At 47.2% G+C, this 19815-nt stretch carries 17 protein-coding genes; 8 read left to right on the top strand and 9 right to left on the bottom strand.

Annotated features, from left to right (window positions below; translation table 11 throughout):
* Nucleotides 1-27 precede the first annotated feature (27 nt).
* Nucleotides 28-1452 carry an ATP-binding protein gene (locus HRM2_RS21150; RefSeq protein ID WP_187149297.1) on the bottom strand — a complete coding sequence of 475 codons (1425 nt, stop codon included), beginning with the start codon at nucleotides 1450-1452 and terminating at the stop codon, nucleotides 28-30.
* Nucleotides 1453-2419: 967 nt separating this feature from the next.
* Between HRM2_RS21150 and HRM2_RS21155 the strand changes: the two genes are divergently transcribed.
* The 3 genes from HRM2_RS21155 to HRM2_RS21165 all read left to right on the top strand — a co-directional run bounded on the left by HRM2_RS21155 (nucleotide 2420) and on the right by HRM2_RS21165 (nucleotide 6238).
* On the top strand, nucleotides 2420-3505 hold the full coding sequence (locus tag HRM2_RS21155) for a peptidoglycan-binding domain-containing protein (RefSeq protein ID WP_232364098.1): 1086 nt from the start codon (nucleotides 2420-2422) through the stop codon (nucleotides 3503-3505).
* A 414-nt stretch (nucleotides 3506-3919) separates the two neighbouring features.
* Complete coding sequence (locus HRM2_RS21160) at nucleotides 3920-4897, top strand: TAXI family TRAP transporter solute-binding subunit (RefSeq protein WP_015906081.1); 978 nt, start codon at nucleotides 3920-3922, stop codon at nucleotides 4895-4897.
* Between the two features lie 6 nt (nucleotides 4898-4903).
* The gene (locus tag HRM2_RS21165) at nucleotides 4904-6238 is read left to right on the top strand and encodes an ExeA family protein (RefSeq protein ID WP_015906082.1); all 1335 of its coding nucleotides are present in this window, start codon (nucleotides 4904-4906) and stop codon (nucleotides 6236-6238) included.
* A gap of 119 nt (nucleotides 6239-6357) precedes the next feature.
* Here the strand turns inward: HRM2_RS21165 and HRM2_RS21170 are convergent, their stop codons facing one another.
* Nucleotides 6358-6660: a hypothetical protein gene (locus HRM2_RS21170; protein ID WP_015906083.1), complete on the bottom strand. Its 303-nt coding sequence runs from the start codon at nucleotides 6658-6660 to the stop codon at nucleotides 6358-6360.
* Nucleotides 6661-7130: 470 nt separating this feature from the next.
* On the opposite strand from HRM2_RS21170, the gene HRM2_RS21175 reads away from it, so the two are divergent.
* The 3 genes from HRM2_RS21175 to HRM2_RS21185 are packed head-to-tail and all read left to right on the top strand — an operon-like array spanning nucleotide 7131 to nucleotide 11506.
* Complete coding sequence (locus HRM2_RS21175; RefSeq protein WP_041273414.1) at nucleotides 7131-7841, top strand: ABC transporter ATP-binding protein; 711 nt, start codon at nucleotides 7131-7133, stop codon at nucleotides 7839-7841.
* 14 nt (nucleotides 7842-7855) lie between these two features.
* A complete protein-coding gene (locus HRM2_RS21180; protein WP_232364099.1) occupies nucleotides 7856-10381 on the top strand; it encodes an FtsX-like permease family protein in 2526 nt (841 codons plus the stop codon).
* Nucleotides 10382-10387: 6 nt separating this feature from the next.
* A complete protein-coding gene (locus HRM2_RS21185; protein WP_015906086.1) occupies nucleotides 10388-11506 on the top strand; it encodes a lipocalin-like domain-containing protein in 1119 nt (372 codons plus the stop codon).
* Here the strand turns inward: HRM2_RS21185 and HRM2_RS28115 are convergent.
* From HRM2_RS28115 to HRM2_RS21195, 3 genes are read right to left on the bottom strand one after another with little or no spacing between them, the layout of a single operon-like run.
* Complete coding sequence (locus HRM2_RS28115) at nucleotides 11503-11628, bottom strand: hypothetical protein (RefSeq protein WP_269719591.1); 126 nt, start codon at nucleotides 11626-11628, stop codon at nucleotides 11503-11505. The genes HRM2_RS21185 and HRM2_RS28115 overlap by 4 nt on opposite strands.
* A complete protein-coding gene (locus tag HRM2_RS21190) occupies nucleotides 11628-13829 on the bottom strand; it encodes a PEP/pyruvate-binding domain-containing protein (RefSeq protein WP_015906087.1) in 2202 nt (733 codons plus the stop codon). The genes HRM2_RS28115 and HRM2_RS21190 overlap by 1 nt, the downstream gene beginning before the upstream one ends.
* Nucleotides 13826-14281 carry a pyridoxamine 5'-phosphate oxidase family protein gene (locus tag HRM2_RS21195; protein WP_015906088.1) on the bottom strand — a complete coding sequence of 152 codons (456 nt, stop codon included), beginning with the start codon at nucleotides 14279-14281 and terminating at the stop codon, nucleotides 13826-13828. Before HRM2_RS21195 ends, HRM2_RS21190 begins: the two co-directional genes overlap by 4 nt.
* A gap of 227 nt (nucleotides 14282-14508) precedes the next feature.
* Here HRM2_RS21195 and HRM2_RS21200 point away from each other — a divergent pair, with 227 nt between their 5' ends.
* Nucleotides 14509-15459, top strand: coding sequence for a YbgA family protein (locus HRM2_RS21200; RefSeq protein WP_015906089.1), 951 nt, complete (start codon nucleotides 14509-14511; stop codon nucleotides 15457-15459).
* A gap of 107 nt (nucleotides 15460-15566) precedes the next feature.
* Here HRM2_RS21200 and HRM2_RS21205 read toward each other — a convergent pair whose 3' ends face one another.
* From HRM2_RS21205 to HRM2_RS21215, 3 genes are read right to left on the bottom strand one after another with little or no spacing between them, the layout of a single operon-like run.
* The gene (locus HRM2_RS21205; RefSeq protein ID WP_015906090.1) at nucleotides 15567-16334 is read right to left on the bottom strand and encodes an acyl-CoA dehydratase activase; all 768 of its coding nucleotides are present in this window, start codon (nucleotides 16332-16334) and stop codon (nucleotides 15567-15569) included.
* Between the two features lie 33 nt (nucleotides 16335-16367).
* On the bottom strand, nucleotides 16368-17597 hold the full coding sequence (locus HRM2_RS21210) for a 2-hydroxyacyl-CoA dehydratase subunit D (protein ID WP_015906091.1): 1230 nt from the start codon (nucleotides 17595-17597) through the stop codon (nucleotides 16368-16370).
* Between the two features lie 15 nt (nucleotides 17598-17612).
* Complete coding sequence (locus tag HRM2_RS21215; protein ID WP_015906092.1) at nucleotides 17613-18725, bottom strand: 2-hydroxyacyl-CoA dehydratase subunit D; 1113 nt, start codon at nucleotides 18723-18725, stop codon at nucleotides 17613-17615.
* Between the two features lie 142 nt (nucleotides 18726-18867).
* On the opposite strand from HRM2_RS21215, the gene HRM2_RS25595 reads away from it, so the two are divergent.
* Entirely contained in the window at nucleotides 18868-19485 is a 618-nt protein-coding gene (locus HRM2_RS25595; protein WP_015906093.1) for a TetR/AcrR family transcriptional regulator, read from the top strand.
* A 7-nt stretch (nucleotides 19486-19492) separates the two neighbouring features.
* Here the strand turns inward: HRM2_RS25595 and HRM2_RS27860 are convergent, their stop codons facing one another.
* A complete protein-coding gene (locus HRM2_RS27860) occupies nucleotides 19493-19702 on the bottom strand; it encodes a hypothetical protein (protein WP_232364100.1) in 210 nt (69 codons plus the stop codon).
* Nucleotides 19703-19815: the final 113 nt, after the last annotated feature.

Here is a 19815-nt window from a genome sequence, read left to right on the forward strand (position 1 = left end):
TTTATAATTTATATCTACCCATGGCGTTTAGACGTGTAGTGGCAGTTCGATCACTATCTTTAAACCACCCAAGGGGGAAGGATGGGCGTCAATGCTCCCCTGGTGAAGGCCGATCACCTGTTTGCAGATACTCAATCCAAGGCCGCTTCCCCCAAGGGATCGATTCCTGGATTGCTCAACCCGGTAAAGACGCCGAAAAATTGACACCAGGGAGTCATTGGGGACACCAGGAGCCGAGTCCTCAAAGATTAGAACGACCCGATCTTTTTTCACCCCATGGGAAATGCACAAACGTCCGGGAGAATCCGTGTATTTAAGCGTATTTTCAAGTAAATTACTGAAAACTCGTTTTAAAAGAACGGCATCTCCTTTGACTTCAATATTTGTATCACCTGTCCAGTCTCGTTGGATCTCGATATTCTGCTTCTCCATCTGGATTAAAAAGGTTTCCAGGGTCAGGTCAAGGGTATCCAACAGACGGATCGGTTTTAAAAACAAGGCCAGATTGTCAGAGTCGGCTAAAGAGATTAAATGCAGATCGTTGACCAGTTTTTTCAACCCCAGGACGTCTGTATGCAGCGAATTAAGAAATTCCGGAGTCATCAAACGGATACCATCCTGCAGGGCTTCTATTTTACTGAGAACAACCGCTACCGGGGTTCGCAATTCATGGGAAATATCTGAAATCCAGTTTTTCCGTAAGGTCTCATACTGTTTGAGCGTCTGGGCCATCTGGTTGAAATCATCGGCAAGCCCACCTAACTCGTCCCTTGAATTCACCCTTATTTTTGTATTAAAATCAAATTTACGCATGGCCCGCGTTCCCCGGGCCAGTTCCTGAATAGGGGACAAAAGCTGTCTGGTTACAATATATGAAATTATCAATGCCAACCCGAGCACACCCAGGCCAATGATATAGAATGACTGGGTCTGGGCTGCCAGAAATTTCAACTCAATGGGTTTTATCATTTCAGGACGGTTTTTGAACCCCAGCCATCCAACGGTTGCACCGTCAAGGGAAATGGGCTCGAAATTAAACAGGTCCCCCTCTTCATACATTCCTGCCACATATTGCTTGTCTGCATCAAAAAGGCATAGGCGACGATGGAGAGAAAACGGACCCAAAGGCTGGGGGGGCATTCCGGATATGGGATGGTTCGGAGGCGTATCAAAAGGCGGCGGCGTGTCGCCAGGTCCCATCTCATCGGGGCGTGATTGGGATAAAAGCCTGTGCCAGGCTTGTTCATTGTCCTGATAGGCATCCCATCCTGAATGCTGCTGGTAACTTTTTTTGAGCAATTCCAGCATCTTTGTCTGTTTGCCCATCTCAGCCCCATTGACATATTGAATGAAATTTTTACGAACATTGATTTGCAGGACACTGGCCATAAGCAACAGGCTCAAGCCGGATGTGGTCAAAAGGGTGATAAAAATTTTATATTTAAATTTCATGGGTTGATTTCTTCTTTCTATGGTATGAAATGCCGGGTAAACCAGGGTTTGAATTACACTCTTTTTTGTGGCCGGGCCAAAGGTAAAACACATGCCTCCATGGTGATTATTTTTTAAGCATTCAACTTTCTGACCTCACTTTTGATGATCGGGGTCATGCTTGTGTTGTTGTATTTTTGACAATATCTTGCCCCTATTTCTAAGCTGAACAAAAGTGCAATAATGCAAGCTTGCCTCCCATGTAAACAGCCAATCCCGAAAGTTGAGTTAAGCAGATAAAACGGGTTATTATTATTACAAAACCAGACCGAATTCAAGACACCCGGAACAATACTCTACTTATCCACACATTTCCTTTTCTTGAAGCATACAACGAACTTTTGTTCGGCCTGGCATAAGCGGTTGATTGATACCTAAGAATTATAGGTGAAATTCTTTCACATCATGGGTGCTTGAAAAAAAGGTGTCCGGTTCATCCATAAATCGCTTTCAGCAGACATCCTGTCTTCCAGAATAAGGGAAATCTTGAATAAGACATACCCCTCCCCGGGAAATAACCGGCCAAGAGTCTTATCGTCATTTTTTTTAAAAAAGCTGTTTCAACCATAATTTTACTGTACTTTTTTTAAAAAAAGGATATGGTCTAAATAGATTCTTTTTTATTCTTTTATATGAAACACTCGCCAAAGCATTGCAAACAAAGGCGTTTCATCATTCGTTGTGGCCAAAGCAGATACCTCGCTCCGGCCGTGCCGGTTATAAGAAACGTCCACCAAAGTAATTCAAACAGCGGCGTTTCATCTGATGAGACATTGCCGAGGAATCCCCCGGCAAGAGTAAATCCTAAATTTTATAAGAGGAGGATGAGATGAAAATCGGGACGAAATCTTTAATATCGTACTTAGTTATGCTGTTTTGCGCGCTGGCATTGTCGGCCTGCGCGACCGGCCCTAAAAAGGGCACCACCATGATGCAAAAAATGGCGGAAATTCAGAACCAGGAAAAGGTACTCGCAGAGCAAAAACAGGCCCTTGAGGCGCAGAAAGAACAATTGGCTCAAAAGAGTGCCGGTTTCAATTCCCTGGAGAGCGAATTAGCCCAAAAAGAGCAGATCCTCTCCCAGAAGGAACAAGAACTGGCCATGGCCAAAAGCGCTGCCCAGAAAACAGATATGGCATCTGCCGACCTGTTTCCCCCCAACGCAAAGCCCGGTGAATGTTATGCCCGAATCTTCATTCCCAGCAAATACACCTACAAAACTGAAACAGTTCTAGTGCACGACCCAATAGAAACGATTAAAATTATCCCGGCCCGTTACGAAACCGTTGAAGAAACGGTCCTGATAAAGGAAGCCAGTACAAAACTGGTCGTGGAGCCGGCTCAATACAAATGGATTGAAGAGACTAAGACAATTTCCCCGGCTAAAACCCAGCTGGTTCAGGTGCCGGCGGTTTATGAGACGGTCACTGAAAAGGTCCTGGTCCGTGAAGCCCATACCGAATGGAAAAAAGGCAAGGGTCCGATTCAAAAGGTGAATGAAACCACCGGTGAAATCATGTGCCTGATTACGGAACCCGATGTTTACAAAACAGTCACCAAACAAATATTAAAAACCCCTGCCTCCACCCGGGAAGTAATCATTCCTGAGGTCACCAAAACCATCAAGAAAAGGATAATGGTATCTCCGCCCACAACCAGGGAAATCGTAATCCCAGCAGAATATGGTAAGGTAAAGACTACCCGACTGGTCTCCGAGCCCACATCTGAAAAAATCACCAAACCTGCTGTCTATCAAACCATTAAACGACGGGTGATGACCAGTCCCGGACATATGGAATGGACACAGATTCTGTGCCAGACCAATATGACTGAGTTCAAGATCACCAGGATTCAAAACGCTTTGGTTAAAGCCGGTTATGATCCCGGCCCCGTTGATGGCGTTATCGGAACCCAGACCATGGCCGCTGTCAATAAATTCCAGGCAGATGCGAAACTGGCCATAACCAAGTACCTGACCATTGAAACCCTCCAGGCACTTAAGGTTAAGCCCTAATCCCATCGTCTTGTTTTAAAAAATGCACATCCCCTGCCCACCGATTCCGGGGGATGTGTTTTTTAATTTTCTTTGCATCCCTTTCCATACCCAAAAATATATACATGTGACATCCTTATTCCACCTAAAAGTTGCATTCCTTCCCCGGTTTATATTGTCTGGAAAAACACCCTTGACAATGTCGTAAAAGTGCGCAAGACTTTTTTCGATTAATCAGCCGCAATCAAGGTTGAAAAGCCAATGGTTATGATACACTTGGCAAAAATTTTATCAAATCAACATGACCGGAGAGAGGTCTCTGCTCCGGTCGCAACGAATGCTGAAACGCCTCCGGTTGCATTGCGTTGGCAAAAGTTAGATATAAAGAAACCAAAGGATTTGTTTTGTGTAACACCTAACCAAAGGATTATTACCATGAAAAAAAGCTTCTTTCTTGCCTCGTTTGTTTTGATATCTGTTTTACTTTTATCAAACACCTCTGTTGCCGTTGACCTCGGCATCATGACCGGAAGTGAAAAGGGAACCTACTACCAGTTCGGCCTTGACATGATGGCGCTTGGAAAGCAGCATGGATTTAATCTTAATGTTTACAATTCAACCGGATCTGTTGAAAATATCTATGCGGTGTACAACAGACCAAGAACCCAGATGGGAATTGTTCAGTCCGATGTACTTGCCTTTGTGGTCAAGGTTAAGTCCGATGCCACCTTAAAACGAATTGCAAGGAAAACCAAAATGATCTTTCCCCTTTACGATGAGGAGGTTCACCTTCTGGCAAGGACTGGTATTAATATTTTTGACGATCTTGAGGATAAACGGGTCGCCATTGGCAAGGAAGGAAGCGGTTCTTTTCTGACGGCAAAGCTGCTTTTTGAGCTGTCTGGGATAATGCCCCAAACCACCGTTTCCGTGGGAACCTTGGAAGCGATTACCATGTTAAAGCAGGGAGAAATTGACGCCATGTTTTATGTGGCAGGGTTTCCTGTGAAACTTTTTGCCGAGAATGTAATCATGGACGACAACCTTCACCTTGTGACCATCACCAACAAGAGTATAACTGAATTTTACCCCGAGACCGTGATTCCTCCCAAGACCTATGCATGGCAGGAAAAAGAGGTTAAAACCATTGCTGTGAAAGCGGTTCTGGTCTCATTTGATTTCAGGAGAAACAATTGTGAGAATGTGGGGTCGTTTGCAGCAATGGTCTACGAGAATCTTGACTGGCTAAAACAGAATGGACACGCCAAGTGGAAGAGTGTGGCATTAGACTACCCCCTTAAGGGATGGCGTCAGTATGACTGTGTAAAAAAACATCTCAAACATTCCAGGGTGGAAATTGAGCCTGCGGGTGATGGGAATCCGCTTCTTAAAGCCATTAAAGAGATCCTGTAACTGCCGATGTATCGGAATCATTTCAATCTGACAAAAAAGCCCTTCAGCATAAGTTCAGACCCTGAATTTCTGTGGCTTGGCCCATGCCATGCCAAGGTACTTGCCTCCCTGACCCTTGCCCTGGACAGGGGAGGGGTTCTGGTTTTAACCGGGGATGTCGGAACCGGCAAAACAACCCTTGTGAACACCATTGTCCAGGGCCTGCCCCCCAGCGTTCACACGGCAAAACTCCCAGACCCCTGCTTTGAAATGCATCTGCTCTTTTCAACGATTGCCCAGGACCTGGGATTTGAGTTCCACAACGAAAGAAAATTTGAAACCATTCTGGCCAGATTTCTTGAAAAGATCCTGCTTTTAAATGAGCGATGCCTGGTGATTGTTGACGAGGCCCAGCGCATCGGAAACAGGTTCTTAAAAGCCCTTTATTCATGGCAGGATCTGGGCAACGGTAACCTTCCCATAACGGTGCTTCTTGTTGGACAGAACGAATTTGATGAAATGTTGCCCTTGTTTAACAAGGGGCGATTTCTGGAAAAAACAACCCTTAACCAGAAACTTGTTCCTTTAAGCCAGGAAGAGACAGCGGACTATGTTCGATTCAGGATGCTGCACTCCGGAACCGAGAATGAAATTTTTTCTGAAACAGCCCTTAACGATATCGCTACTATTTCTAAGGGCTACCCGAGGATGATCAACATCCTGTGCGATCATTGCCTCCTGATCGCACACAGGGAGAAACTTCAAAAAGTTGACAGCTCGATTGTAAAAATTGCGGCTAAAAAGCTTCTTTTACCCCAGGAAATCCATTCGCTGTCTTCTGGAAAAGATAAAACAGATAAAACCCCAGACCCAGGCCGTCGCCTCTGGGTCATGGCTTCCATGCTTTGCCTGGGAGTTATCCTCATCATCGCTTTTTTCATTATCCCTGATTCCCGGTATAAAAATTTCAAAAGACACCTGTTCCCTGTTCCCGAATCTAGGTTTAAACCGCCAGTGGATGCTGCTGGGTCTGTGGCGGAAGTACCCAGGGAAAAAGTCCTCGACAAACCCGTTCTGAAACAGGCAGAGGCTATGAAACCAGACGCCAAAGTACTTATTGTTCCCAAGGCCAGGGAGAGTGTAAAAGACTTTGTTGATGAGGTATTTAAAGGAGTGGAACGCAGGATGCTCCAGTCCCGGGACGAGCCGGTGATAGCAGCAGACCGTCCCACGGGCAAAGAGTCTATCCAAAAGAACAAACCCATGTCCAAAACCATTGAACAAGGGAATCCGGACTTAGACGCACCTGACCCGGGTGATGTCATTACATGGCTACTTGAAAGGAAAGACTCGACAAATTAAATTCATCGAAATCGGCTTGGCACCGCATGGTTCAGGCGGGTATAAAAAAGGCCCCCAGAGAACTTCCAGGGACCTTGCAGAAGGATTAACAACCTTTCCACGTGTCAAGGAGAGGGTATTTATCCACCCACATTTCCACCTTCAAGGTTTTTCCATGCCCGGTCAACACTGCTTCCAACTGTTCCAAAAAGATCATCCAGTTCATTTTTCAACGGTGACCAGTCTGAGGGGCATTCATTATTCAACTGATCCACACGCATCTGGGCTGCAACGACCTCTTGATCCAGCTGTCCGATTAATGGCAAAATTTTTTCCTTTTCAGCAGATCCATAGGTATCTGCTACCTTTTTCATCGCTTCTAATTTTTCTTTCCAGGCGCTTACTTCAGCCAGCATTGCTTTACAATAATCTTTTACTTCCATGACATCTCCTTGTTCTTTCAGATTGATAAAAAGAGCTAACACCATCCACGAATTTCATTTCATTTTCTAAGGTGAGAGATAGTCAATAAATCAGATCAGATAAATCTTGATGGGAATTTCTTCTGAGCATGTACAGGAAAACAAAAACAAATCAATATGATATATAATCGCACATATATTAAAAACATGCAACCGCCTGACGATTTTTTTGGTAAAATCAACAGGTCCAGAGTTTAACCGGGATTAAAAGGGGGGGGGGACGAATCATCTGTTTATAGGTTATACCCATCATTAACCCCACCGTTTCCCCGGATTGAAAAAATCGAGTCCGGTATTAATTTAATCCTAATCTGGACAAAACACGTTTTAACGGCGAGAAACAAAATCGAAAAAGGATAAATGACGAATAAAAGAATTGACGATTACATTGAAAGAGTTAATCCTAATAAAAAACGATATTAGAATCATACATGATTAACGATGGGGTGATTTTGGACATTTATCTCGATAAAATCAGCAAGTCACACACAGACAGCAATGCCCATCGATTGTTATTCAACAATATGGACGCCCGGTTTGAATCGGGTCAATTTAATGTGATCATTGGTAAGAGTGGTGTGGGAAAGAGCTCCCTGCTCAACCTGATCAGCGGGATAGACCTGCCGGATAAAGGTCAGATTCGCATGGGCGATTCAAACTTGTCTGCAATGACGGATACTCAACGAACCATTTTCAGACGAAAGCATATCGGTTTCATCTACCAGTTTTTCAACCTCATCCCTGTGCTCACGGTCATGGAAAACCTTACGCTGATCAGTGAATTAGATGGAAAGCCCAAAAAAGCATACCTGAACCGTGCACAGGAGCTGTTAAAAACAGTCGGGCTCTTTGACCGAAAAAACGACTACCCAGACACACTCTCCGGCGGTGAACAGCAGCGGATTGCCGTGGTCAGATCCCTGGTCAATGAGCCGGAAATCATTCTTGCCGATGAACCCACAGGTAACCTTGACCTGAAAACAGGCCGTTTGGTCCTTGAGCTCATATCTGAACTGACCATAAAAAACAAAAATACCCTTGTCATGGTGACCCACAGCCCCGAAGCTGTTGACTATGCGGATCAGGTCTTCAGAGTTGAAAACCAGACATTGGTCCTTGAATCCAGCAAATTGAGCCGCTGATGATTATCAGCCCCATGATCAAGATATGGTTCAGACAGGTTCGCAGGCATATTCTGCGGACTATTTTGCTGGTGTTCGGAATTGCCCTGGGGGTTTCCGGTGTCGTGGCCATAGACATTGCCAAAACCAGTGTCAGTAAGTCTTTTGAACTATCCACTACGGCCCTGACATCTCGATCAACCCATCAGATTATGGGCAATAATTTCAAAATACCACAATCTCTTTTTACACAGCTGAGAACCGATCTGGGTATTCATCGTTCCGCACCTGTGATCACCTCCCCTGTTTCAGTCAAAGAGTTGAACAATACATCCCTGATGCTGATGGGGATTGACCCTTTTTCTGAAATGGATTTCAGAAATTTCAGCATCCGGACAACCCCTGGCGTTGGGGAGAAGAGCCTTGCAGGCCTTTTAGATCCATCGCCAGGCATTCTCTTGTCCCAGGTTTTTGCAGCTCGCTATGGGTTGAGCCCGGGGGATCCGCTGACCCTGACCTTTGGAACCCGGCAGGCTCGTGTACTGATATCCGGACTCCTCGACAGCGACGATGCGGGCACCAATGCAGTCTTTGAAGGCCTAATTCTGGCCGACATTTCCCTTGCCCAGGAGATCCTGGGATTTCAAGACAGCATCAGCCGGATTGATCTGATTCTGTCCGATGAAACCATGGCCACAAAAGTCCGAAGCCTGCTGCCCCAGGGAACGGTACTGGTGGAAACAGGCCGGCAGAACCAGGTGATCAGACGGCTTTCTAAATCCTTTGAGACCAGTTTGACGGCATTTTCCATGCTGGCCCTGTTCATGGGAATTTTTCTAATCTACAACGCGGTTTCCTTCTCAATCGCCCAGCGGCAGAAACTCAATGGGACACTGCGTGCACTAGGCGCCACAAGGGTCGATATCTTTTATGCTGTCATGGTTGAGGTGATGGCCTATGCACTCATCGGATCTTTTATAGGCGTGTACCTTGGTATCCTCCTTGGTAAAGCAGCTGTGCTGGCTGTTTGCAGCACAGTGTCAGACATGTATTTTGTTTTAACCGTCAGCAAGACCCATATCGCCGGCGCGACACTCCTGAAGGGCGTTCTGGCGGGAATTATCTCTGCCGTTACGGCCGCTTTTTTCCCGGCATTGACAGCTGCCGGAACACTTCCCATCACCCTGATGCACCGGTCATCGGCTGAAAGTGCATTAAAAAGACATATTCCCCAGCTCACGATTCTCGGGTGCCTCATTATCTGTGCTGCTGTTTTGACCCTCATGGGATTCAATGTTCGTCCAGGTTATGACTTTGGCTGCGTATTCCTTATTTTCCTGGGAGCGGCACTCCTGTCGCCCATGGTGATCCTGTTGATGGTCAGGGCTATGGAAATAACCGCAAAACCGTCCGCTGGAATATTGACAAAAATGGCCTTGAGAAACATTGTTCGGTCTTTGAGCCGGACCAGCGTTCTGATCGCCTCTTTAATGGTTGTTACATCGGTCTATATCGGTATTGACATCATGACCGGCAGTTTCAGACTTTCCATTATTGACTGGGTGGACGGCCACATCGGTGGCGATATCCATGTGTCCTCATCTGATCACCTGAACCGTTCATTGCGCCCTGCACTCCTGGAGGAAATCCAGGCCCTTCCATCGGTATCTGCCGTGTCGGCCTATAATCTTCACCGAATTTTTTCCCGGACATCGGGGGAAGTTCACATATTTTCCTACCTTTCAGATTTTTCCAAAAAAAAATGGACATGGACAGATAGCGGTCAAGAAAAAATCGACTCCCTGTTAGAACAGGGCTGGATCGTTGTTTCTGAGATCTTTGCCCAAAGAAATCAAATTCAACCCGCCAGGGGCGTCACCGTGGTTCTGGAAACGGTTGATGGACCCAAATCGTTTAAAATTGCAGGCATCTTCAGGGATTTTTTCATGGGAGGGGGGCGGATCATCGTCAACCGTGAATCCATGCAACGATTCTGGAATCATGAAGATATCACAGCAATGCAGGTCTTCTTAAAGCCAAACCAGCCCATTGAACCTGTGATGTCAAGTATTCGTTTGTTTGAACCTGAAGACTCAAGGCTTAAAGTGGTTTCAGGGGCATCCATCAAACAAAACATCCTTGGGGTGTTTGACAGAACCTTTGTAATCACGTCTGCCCTGCAGATACTGACCGCCATCGTGGCCTTGACCGGCATTTTGAATTCCGTCATGGCCCTGCTGCTTGAGCGAACAAGGGAGTTGGGTGTCCTGCGGGCCTGCGGTGCTGAAAGATATCAGATGGGCAAACTTTTATTGCTGGAATGCGGTCTGTCTGGACTCATCTCCGGCATAATGGCCCTGCCCCTTGGCCTCTGTCTGGCCTGGATGCTGATCCATATTGTCAACGAACGGTCATTTGGATGGACCTATGACATGGTCATTTCACCAGGCGTGTTTGTTCAAGCAGTGTCACTTGCCTGTCTTGCCGCCGTGGTCGCCGGTATTTTCCCAGCTGTCAGAGCCGGTAGAACCGATATTGGAAACGCCCTTCGCATGGAGTAGCAACAGATGAAACCAATCCTTGCACATATTATCATTGCAGGTCTTCTGGCTTTCACAGCTTCCGGCTGTAACCGGCCACCTGAACCGGAGAGAATTAATATCGCCAGGGTCCTTTCATCCACTGAACCAGCGGGCTGTTTCGACACGGCCAAATCGTCCATTGACATTGAATTGCCCAAGGATGCCGGGCCCCATGATGCCTTTAAGACTGAATGGTGGTACTATACCGGAAACCTTGAAACCAGCAGGGCAAGACATTTTGGATATCAGTTGACCTTTTTCAGGCAGGCATTATCCTGTGAGCCGGTTGGGGGAACGTCCAAATGGCGGACCAGACAATTGTATTTTGCCCATTTTGCCATTACCGATACCCGGAACAATGCCTTTTATTCCAACTTTCGCATGAACCGTCAAAGCCTTGATATTGCCGGAGCAACGAGCCTCCCCTTCCAAGTGTGGATCGATGACTGGCATGTGACACAGGCTGGCACCAATTTAACCCTGGCCGCAAAAGGAGACACCATGAAACTTCAGCTAACGCTGACCGCTGAAAAACAGGTTGTATTCCAAGGCAATAACGGGTTAAGCCGCAAAGGGAAAAAGCCCTTTAACGCGTCCTATTACTATTCCATCCCACGGCTTGAAACCCACGGAACCGTATCCATCGGTACCGACAAATATCAAGTCAAGGGAAAGACCTGGTTTGATCATGAATGGAGTACCAGCGCTCTGGGAGACGATATTGCAGGATGGGACTGGTTTTCAGCCCATCTGGACGACGGTCGAGATCTCATGATCTGCCAGATCAGGCAAGCCGACGGGGCCCCCAATGGATATGGGTTTGGCAGCCTCTCCCGTTCAAATGGGACATATGAAATCCTGTCTGAAGCCCAGTTTTCCATTCGTGCCCTCCGTCAATGGAAAAGCCCGACAACGGGCAACCAATATCCCAGTCTCTGGGACATTAAACTGCCGGATCATGGCATTAACCTCAGGGTAACACCGGTGATACAGGACCAGGAACACACCCACATGATGGCCTATTGGGAAGGGGCCGCAAGATTTAAGGGCAAGGGAATTAATGGGTTGGGATATGTGGAACTGACCGGTTACCAGGGGCGCTAGTTTAGAGTGGGTTGCATGGGCAGAATTTGACCGATATCCATCACCGAAAAACACGAGGCAGCGGCCACTGCCAGAAAGCCTATCACGAGCACCAGGCCACAGGCGTTTCTCAAAAAGCTCATCAATCCAGGTCTCCGGTTTCACAGGTCACGATCCCCAGGTATCCGTCCACGGTCACCCGGTCGCCAGTCCGGACCAGACGGGTGATGTCAGGCGCTCCGGTGACACAGGGCAGACCATATTCCCGGGCAATGATGGCCCCGTGGATCAGCATTCCGCCCCGCTCTTCAACCACGGCAGCTGAAAGGGGCACCACAAAGGTCATGTTGGGATCAACCCCCTTGCAGACCAGGACCTCTCCCTGTTTAAAGTCCAAAAGGTCCTCCGGGTTTAAGATGACCCGGGCCCGCCCCTTCGCAATACCCGGACCTGCAGGGTGCCCGACCACCTGGCGAGCCTTGAGCCAGAGAGACGACGAGTCGGGTTCCGTTTGTTTGTTCCCGCATTCCTGCCTGGGCCCAGGCGGGCTCGACAATGCCGAAACAGATGTCAACAGTTTCCGGTCACCAAGGTCAAGATCCGGTTCTGCCAGTCTTGCCTGCCCTTCCCGGACAGCGTCAAACAGGCAGGCCTCAATCTTTCCCAGATGAAGATTATCGTCATCCCTGAGGCGAAAGCTTTCCCGGCCCAGTTCAAGCACCTCCTGTGCAAAGCGCTTCTTTTCCGGTTCAAAGCGGTCCAGGTACGCTGCCTTGAGGGTTTGAATATCCGGGCCCGTCGTTTTTTTCTCCGGCAATGACGGCATCCGGGCAAATTCAAGAATCAGCCGGACCAGGGCGAATGATCCCTGGTGGCATTCGCCCGAACCGGTCGTATGGCAGGCCAGATCGCCAAATTCCGAGATAAATTCAGCCAGCAGAGCCATAAACGGATGGTCTTTTTCAAGTTCCAGACCGGCGGACAGCTTTGACGCCAGGCCGTCGTCCCTTTGAATCAGATGGGCCATTTGTTCAAGCAGACGGTTACGTTCAATACTCTTGAGACTGGTTTTTTCAAGGAGCTTCATGAACTCGTAGGGGTCATCGGGCCGGACCGCATCATTGTAAACCTGTCCGAAAAGCCTTATGCCATGAGCAAAGGGAATGAAATCAGCCCAGTACACCTTGACCCAGTGATCATAGCATTCCTGACGGCGTTTAATTTCCCGGGTAAGCTGGCCTACGGACAGTTCCTGGAAATTTAACTGGCCCATTTCATGGGCAGCCCGGATCATTTCAGGAATCAGACAGGTGTTGATTTTTTCGTACAGGGCCTTTAAATTTTCATGGCTGCGGTGCAGGCTTAAATACCAGGACCGTTTGTCGTCGGTTCCCTCTAGTCCCCCACTGGTGATCGGCCTTGCCTGGAGGACCACCAGCTGGTTTTTACTGAATGTCCACTCCATATCCTGGGGTTTGCCAAACAGAGTTTCAAGGGTTTTTCCCGTCTCCCAGACTCGATGGACTTCCCCGTCATTCAACGGCGGCTGCTGGCTCATCTTTTCCGACAGATCCGCAAAATCAACACCTTGGGCTGCGGGAACAGCAAGCCGATTCCGGATCGGTTCCACGTGGCTTAAAATACGGCCCGAGGATCGGTTCAACACCCAGCGATCGGGTTCAATGTCGCCATCAACAAGGGCCTGGTTCAGGCCATACACGGATTCAATAACCGATTCGGCAGAATTGGCGGGATTCATGCCAAAAAAGATCCCGGACCTGTCGGATGCGACCAGCGCCTGTATGACCACCGCCATCTGACTCCTATGGATGTCAAGTCCCAGCTCTTTGCGATATAAAAGTGCCGCATCCGAATAAAGCGACGCCCACACCAGCTGAACATGCTTGATAATATGTTCGGTTCCCATGATGTTCAGAAAAGAGGCATGGATGCCCGCAAAAGAGCTTGCTTTGTCATCCTCCCCGGGGGCCGAGGATCGAACGGCAACAGGGGTGTCGCCACAGTGCAGCAAGATCAGCTGCCCGAGATCCGCCCTTATGTCCTGGGGAATGGGCGTGGTTAGAAACAGGTTCCGGACCCGAAGGGAGATATCCCAGATTTCCTCCCACCGCATTTTTTCCAGCGGTTTTCTGTTAATCTCAAAAAGAATCCTGTCTTTGAGACGGGTATGGGCAAGATAATCCTCATATACCCGGCAGGGGATGCAAAAGGTCCGGGGAACCGTGACCCCCTGTTCATGAATTTTTGCCAGGCAAAGGGCCTTTCCCCCGACCTGGCTGATCCCTGCGGCCATGAATTCTTTGATCGACAGGAGCGGTTTCATGGCATCATCCCAAGTTCAACGACATTTTGAAACTGGTTCACCATGAAGTACCGGTTCATGGTCACGCATACAAGGGCTGTTGTCGGCGCGGATGAAAATCCTTTCAAATGAGGGTGTTTTTTTAAAAATACCCCTAAAAAGTTGCGGGGATCGGATTTTTCAACAACCGAAGCCGTCCCAGTACCTGTCACCGATATGGCATTATAGATATCCTCCGCCTGGTTCCGGCTGTTGTTAACCAGGATGGCGACTTTGGGATTGATTGTCAGATGTTCGTATTTTCGCGTGGTGTTGGGGGTTAAAAACAAGATCTGTTCAAGATCTTCACTTGCTGCAAAGGCAACAAGGCTGGCATAGGGCTGGTCATTTTTCTGGGTTGAAAGAACGGCAAGCTGTTGAGAATCAAACAAGGCGGTTATCTGTTCCAGTGAAGTTTTCCTGTGATCATCCATGGGTTGTCCTTGGCCCTTAAAATGTCCGGGCAGATTATTCTTCCGGTGATTGGTATGCTTTTTATGGTACCCATCGAACTGGGCTGCAGGCTTTAAGAAATTAGTCCCCTACAAATTACTTTAAATAATAGTAAAAACCTATATACTCAAAGGGATGATGTCAATGTGATTGTTTGTCTTGCTAAAAACGCCAATGGTTCACTTTCAATACAAAACAGGAGGATAGCATGCTGGAACCTATTAAAATCGGGATCAGTTCCTGTCTGCTGGGAAACAAGGTGCGATACGATGGCGGACACAGCCATGATCGTTTTCTCACACAGACCCTGGGTCTATTTACCGAATATGTCCCTGTGTGTCCGGAAGTTGAATGCGGGATGCCCACACCAAGGGAGGCGGTCCGACTGGTGGGAGATCCGGAGAATCCAAGACTGATGACCCAGAAAACGGCCGTGGATAAAACAGACCAGATGAACGTCTGGATCAAAGGTCGTCTGGAGGAACTGGCCAGGGAAGATCTATGCGGTTTTATTTTCAGAAGCAAATCGCCCAGCAGCGGGTTGTACCGTATCAGGGTTTATGGTGAGGACGGCAGCATCACAAAAAACGGCACAGGACTCTTTGCACGTGCTTTCACCAAGGCCTTTCCAAGGGTACCGGTTGAAGAGGCCGGCCGCCTGAATGACCCGAAGTTAAGGGAAAGTTTCATTGAAAATATTTTTTCCCTTCAACGATGGCGAAAGCTTTGCAGTCAGAATATGACCTTGGGAGGTCTTGTGGACTTCCATACCCAGAATAAGTTGCTGATACTTTCCCATAACCAGGGGCTATACAGACAGATGGGTAAACTTGTCGCCCACGGGAAAGACGTTGATATTGATCAGTTGTTTGACATGTATGAGGAGCTTCTCCTAAAGGCATTAAGTCTTCAAACCACATTAAAAAAAAATATTAATGTCCTGCAACACATCTTGGGATATTTCAAAAAAGACCTCAGCAATGATGAAAAACAGGAACTGCTGACAATTATTGACAAATACAGATCCGGTTATGTTCCTTTAATCGTGCCCATTACCCTGATAAAGCATTATGTGATGAAATATGATCAGCCCTGGTTGAAGATCCAGACCTATTTGAATCCCCACCCATTTGAACTCAAGTTAAGAAATTATTTTTAATCCAACAATATAGGGGGCAGCTGTCATCATAAAGCTGTCCAGCAATACCTGCATCAACAACGGCATGAAACCTGTTAAGATCAACAACCTCCGGCAGAGCCGGAGGCTTATAGTTTTGATGCCAATACCGCAGCGCCAATGGCACCATTTTCCTGGGGATACGCCCCGACAAATAGTTTCATCCCGATATGCTTTTCAAGGGCTGCCACCATGCCGACATTTCTGGCAACCCCGCCTGTCATGACAACAGGGGCCTTGATTTTGACTTTCCTAGCTAAAATGGCCACACGGGCGGCTGCAGATTCGTGGATACCGGCGATAATGTCCTCTCTGTTTTCCTGGTTTGCAATCATAGAAATGACTTCGGATTCAGCAAATACCGTGCAGATACTACTGATTTTAGCGGGTTTTTCAGCCCTGAGGCTGAAGTCTCCCAGTTGATCTAATTCCACTTCCATGGCATTGGCCATGACCTCAAGGAATCGGCCTGTTCCGGCAGCACATTTATCGTTCATGGCAAAATTTACCACCTGTCCGGATGCGTCCAGCAGAATGGCTTTGCTGTCCTGGCCGCCCACATCAATAATACCCCGGATCTCTGGATTCATAAAATAGGCACCAACACCATGGCAAATAATCTCTGTCAACGCTTTATCTGCAAATGTCACACTGGCACGGCCATAACCCGTTGAAATGATCGCAGCAACATTATTTTTTCTGATTTTTGTTTTTTCCAGGAGTGCATCAAAGACCTTTAGCGCCGCATTCAAGTGGTTGTAGCCGGTCTTTATAATGAGCGTGTCAATGAGCTTTCCATCTTCGATCAAAGCGGCTTTGGCAGTGATCGAACCAATATCAATTCCAGCATAAATCATATGGTTATTGCTCCTTTTAGACCAACGTTCATCTTATCCCTTGTTTTGTTTTATGATTTCCATAAATGCATCAATTCGGGTTTCCACCTGGGACTGTGAAAAATTTCTTGGATCCACCATATCCGCCTCAATCATGAGAACCGGAATGCCAGCCTTTTCCTGGACAATCCCCATGATATCCAATTGCCCAAAGGAGTATGGTTTGCAGGATCTGTTGGAGTGCATGACAAATCCGTCAACATCGTAGAATTTAATCATCTCCAACACCTGATCAGCCATCTGATCCACACCAATGTTAAGATAAATCCGTGTGTATGCCTCTGCCATGGAATCCAGGAACCGGTTTTCATCAATATATTTAATGGTTCCACACCAGGCCGACGTATAGGTATCTGCCACAAGGCAGGCATTGTGTTCGGAAAATTTGCCGGACAGCCATTTGAGTTGATACCAGATCGGCAGGTTATCCCACAAGAGTCTGTATCGTTCACCAGGAACAACGCTGATACCATTCTGGATTCGCTCTTCCATTTCCTGGACAAGTTCCGTGTAAAAATCCACGGCGATCTGGGTTCCCCTCAAGGTTACAATCAGGGCAAGAAAAAAGAAAGCATCAAATGCAGACATGGGAGAGGGTTTATGGGCCGTTGTATTGAGGACTTTCTGCCAGAGTTTTTGTCCTTCAAGGGACAATTTGCCGACAGTGGCCATCTTTTCATGGTTGAATTTTCTTTTGGTTACGACTTCAAGAAATGCAATGTATTCATCAATCTGGGCTCTGACATATTTTGCAATTTCAGGGGTGTAACCGGTATGGCAGATGGGGGTGTCCAGTATGAACAAGGGGACATTATAGAATCTTGCCTGAACCTCATACCACTTTAAAACAGTCCCGCAGATATTGTTACAGCAGATCAGCATATCCGGTTTGGGCAGACCGCCGAGGGGCCCGCCCTTTACAACGGAACACGATATATCGGCCCTTGCATAGGAACAAAGATCTGTGCTGTACCCCATCTCCTCAGCTTTAGTGCAAAGATCTTCACCCATTTTTGCAGAACCGATCATGGCGGCATGGTTTTCCGGATAGACCGGGATAATGTCCATGGCAAGCAACGGCTCCACAGGACCACCCGATGTAATCCAGGCAACGCGTTTATTGTTCTGTCCTGCAGACAGGGCATCAATATAATATGCCGTCATGAGGTCCCGCATTTTTTTTGCGGATTTCATTTTTGCTTTTTGTGCAGATGGATCTGACATGGAAAGATTCCTCGATTATATCATGTGAATAAAAGTTTCAAGGCGGGTGGAAAGTTGACCTAAATTTTCCTGCTGATCATCCATTTCAATGAGCATATTTTTAATCCCTTCATTATCAAGGAATTCCTTTAGGTAAGGATAATCAAAGGCATGGGGGTCACAAAATTTCAACAGCATGAACACAACCCCGTCCGCCTTGTTTTCCCTGGCAAGGGCAACAATATTTTCACCACGGACCACGGGATTCATATGCTTTGCAGGGCAGACAATGCGATCCATGTACCGTTCTGCAATGGCTGTAATGGGGTCTTTATTTTCAAGTATCCGGCCTTCAAACCATCTCTGGCCCGTGCACAGATCATCGCCCACAATAACGGCCCCCGAGGTTTCAAGCATGGCATAGATGCCTGGAGAATCACAGATTGAGCCGGAAAGGACAATCCGTTTTGCTCTGGATTCAGGCGGACTGGTTTTCTCAAGGGTTTCAACAATGAGGGGCAACAATCTGGCAACCTCATCCCGGTCCATCACCATGGCACCTTTCACGATGGAATAAAGATCTTCGCCTTTCAGGATCCCCGGATTCCGGGACTGAAGCTGATATAATTTTGAAAGATGGGAACGGATCAGATTAAATGTTGAAATGGATCTGTTAAGATCGTCATCGGTGATGGTCGTTCCGGCAGCCCTTTCAAGATCCGTTTTAAACCGATTCAGCACATCCTTCATATAGATCTTCGCACTCTGGGTATTGAGTTTAACCGGCAGCACCACATCCCAGAAAAGATCATACTTTCCTTTCATGCGCCAGATGTCACTGAGGCGCTGAATGGAGTCACAGGTGTGGGGAAAAACCGTCCCATCCAGAAAATCAAGTCGCCCGGACAGGCTGTCTTCCAGAACACCCCTCACCAGGGAGCAGCAATATGTCTGGAGATGATCTTCAGCCAGGATAATATCAGACTTGGATGAAAACAGTCGCATGGGATGGAACCCTGCCGCATATATCAGTTCTTCAGGCGCATAGGAACACAGATATCCGACAATTTTCTCGTGACTTTTCTTGATATTTGAAGCCAAGGTGGGAATATCTTTAATGGCATCCCGAAAAATTTTAATTTCTTCCATGGGTTAAATTACTCCTGTATGTTCCATTTATTGTCCTTCGGTTTCTATAACGAACTGCGGTCGGGATGTCAACCACTGCTTGTATATTCTTTAAACCCATGGTATCCAGTACTTTAATTTATCAACACAGCTTTGGGAAAATATGGAAAAAAACAATACACTCATCAAATTAAAGGAAAAAGAACGGGAGTTAAGACAGGTCCTCATTATTGAAGCTGCCCGGGAAGTTTTCGGACAAAAGACCTATGACAAGGCCAGCATGGCTGAAATAGCAAAGGCTGCCGGAATCTCAAAATCTTCCATCTACACCTATTTTAACAGCCAGGAAGAATTATACGCCCAGATTGCATATCAGGATGCCTGTAAATTCATAAAAGAGTTGAACAACAGGATCCTGTCCGCAGGCCCGGATCCTGTCCGAGCCGCCATTGATTATTTTTTGGATTTTTATATTGAGAACGCCTCACAATGGCGAATGGTCACCCACTTTGCCCTCCATGGAAACAACGAGATGGGTGCCGTTGAACAACTCAATAAAACGGGCCGGGAGCTCATGGATGTTTTTGAAATGATGTTTGTCCAGGCCGGCTGCACGTCAAACACCAGGATTATGGCACACACCCTTTTTGCATGTCTTTCAGGTATTTTAATTGCCTTTAGGAACTATCCTGGAAGATCAGAGAAAGACCGCATTACCCACATGAAAAAAATCGGTTCAAGAATAGAAGGCCTGATCAACATTTATATTTCAAATGGATAGCTGCAACTTATCGGAATTGATCATTCTTATTTTTTTTTATATGAAACTCGCTTCGACCGGCCGGCGGAAACGGGTGTTGCCCTTCACTCATTCTCGCAGGCCGTCCATGGCCTGCTCCGAGGGAAATGGCAACTCCTTGAACCTCGTGTCCACCGTTGCCATTTAACCCGTTCAGGGCAACACCCGTTCCCGCCCGCCTACTACTGTCGAGTTTCATGCTTCGTTGTGCCCGCCAGGACATGTGGGTTTATATGAAACACCCACCAAAGCATTAACATTGGCGGAGTTTCCATATTCGTTGTTGCCAGATGCCATCCCTCGCTCCGGCCG

The organism is Desulforapulum autotrophicum HRM2, assembly GCF_000020365.1.
Lineage (GTDB): Bacteria > Desulfobacterota > Desulfobacteria > Desulfobacterales > Desulfobacteraceae > Desulforapulum > Desulforapulum autotrophicum.

What these genes read in the sequence shown, in the direction of transcription:
- HRM2_RS21150 (WP_187149297.1), bottom strand. Translation starts at nt 1,452, where the DNA reads ATGAAATTTAAATATAAAATTTTTATCACCCTTTTGACCACATCCGGC.
- HRM2_RS21155 (WP_232364098.1), top strand. Translation starts at nt 2,420, where the DNA reads ATGATGCAAAAAATGGCGGAAATTCAGAACCAGGAAAAGGTACTCGCA.
- HRM2_RS21160 (WP_015906081.1), top strand. Translation starts at nt 3,920, where the DNA reads ATGAAAAAAAGCTTCTTTCTTGCCTCGTTTGTTTTGATATCTGTTTTA.
- HRM2_RS21165 (WP_015906082.1), top strand. Translation starts at nt 4,904, where the DNA reads ATGTATCGGAATCATTTCAATCTGACAAAAAAGCCCTTCAGCATAAGT.
- HRM2_RS21170 (WP_015906083.1), bottom strand. Translation starts at nt 6,660, where the DNA reads ATGGAAGTAAAAGATTATTGTAAAGCAATGCTGGCTGAAGTAAGCGCC.
- HRM2_RS21175 (WP_041273414.1), top strand. Translation starts at nt 7,131, where the DNA reads ATGATTAACGATGGGGTGATTTTGGACATTTATCTCGATAAAATCAGC.
- HRM2_RS21180 (WP_232364099.1), top strand. Translation starts at nt 7,856, where the DNA reads ATGATCAAGATATGGTTCAGACAGGTTCGCAGGCATATTCTGCGGACT.
- HRM2_RS21185 (WP_015906086.1), top strand. Translation starts at nt 10,388, where the DNA reads ATGAAACCAATCCTTGCACATATTATCATTGCAGGTCTTCTGGCTTTC.
- HRM2_RS28115 (WP_269719591.1), bottom strand. Translation starts at nt 11,628, where the DNA reads ATGAGCTTTTTGAGAAACGCCTGTGGCCTGGTGCTCGTGATAGGCTTT.
- HRM2_RS21190 (WP_015906087.1), bottom strand. Translation starts at nt 13,829, where the DNA reads ATGAAACCGCTCCTGTCGATCAAAGAATTCATGGCCGCAGGGATCAGC.
- HRM2_RS21195 (WP_015906088.1), bottom strand. Translation starts at nt 14,281, where the DNA reads ATGGATGATCACAGGAAAACTTCACTGGAACAGATAACCGCCTTGTTT.
- HRM2_RS21200 (WP_015906089.1), top strand. Translation starts at nt 14,509, where the DNA reads ATGCTGGAACCTATTAAAATCGGGATCAGTTCCTGTCTGCTGGGAAAC.
- HRM2_RS21205 (WP_015906090.1), bottom strand. Translation starts at nt 16,334, where the DNA reads ATGATTTATGCTGGAATTGATATTGGTTCGATCACTGCCAAAGCCGCT.
- HRM2_RS21210 (WP_015906091.1), bottom strand. Translation starts at nt 17,597, where the DNA reads ATGTCAGATCCATCTGCACAAAAAGCAAAAATGAAATCCGCAAAAAAA.
- HRM2_RS21215 (WP_015906092.1), bottom strand. Translation starts at nt 18,725, where the DNA reads ATGGAAGAAATTAAAATTTTTCGGGATGCCATTAAAGATATTCCCACC.
- HRM2_RS25595 (WP_015906093.1), top strand. Translation starts at nt 18,868, where the DNA reads ATGGAAAAAAACAATACACTCATCAAATTAAAGGAAAAAGAACGGGAG.
- HRM2_RS27860 (WP_232364100.1), bottom strand. Translation starts at nt 19,702, where the DNA reads ATGAAACTCGACAGTAGTAGGCGGGCGGGAACGGGTGTTGCCCTGAAC.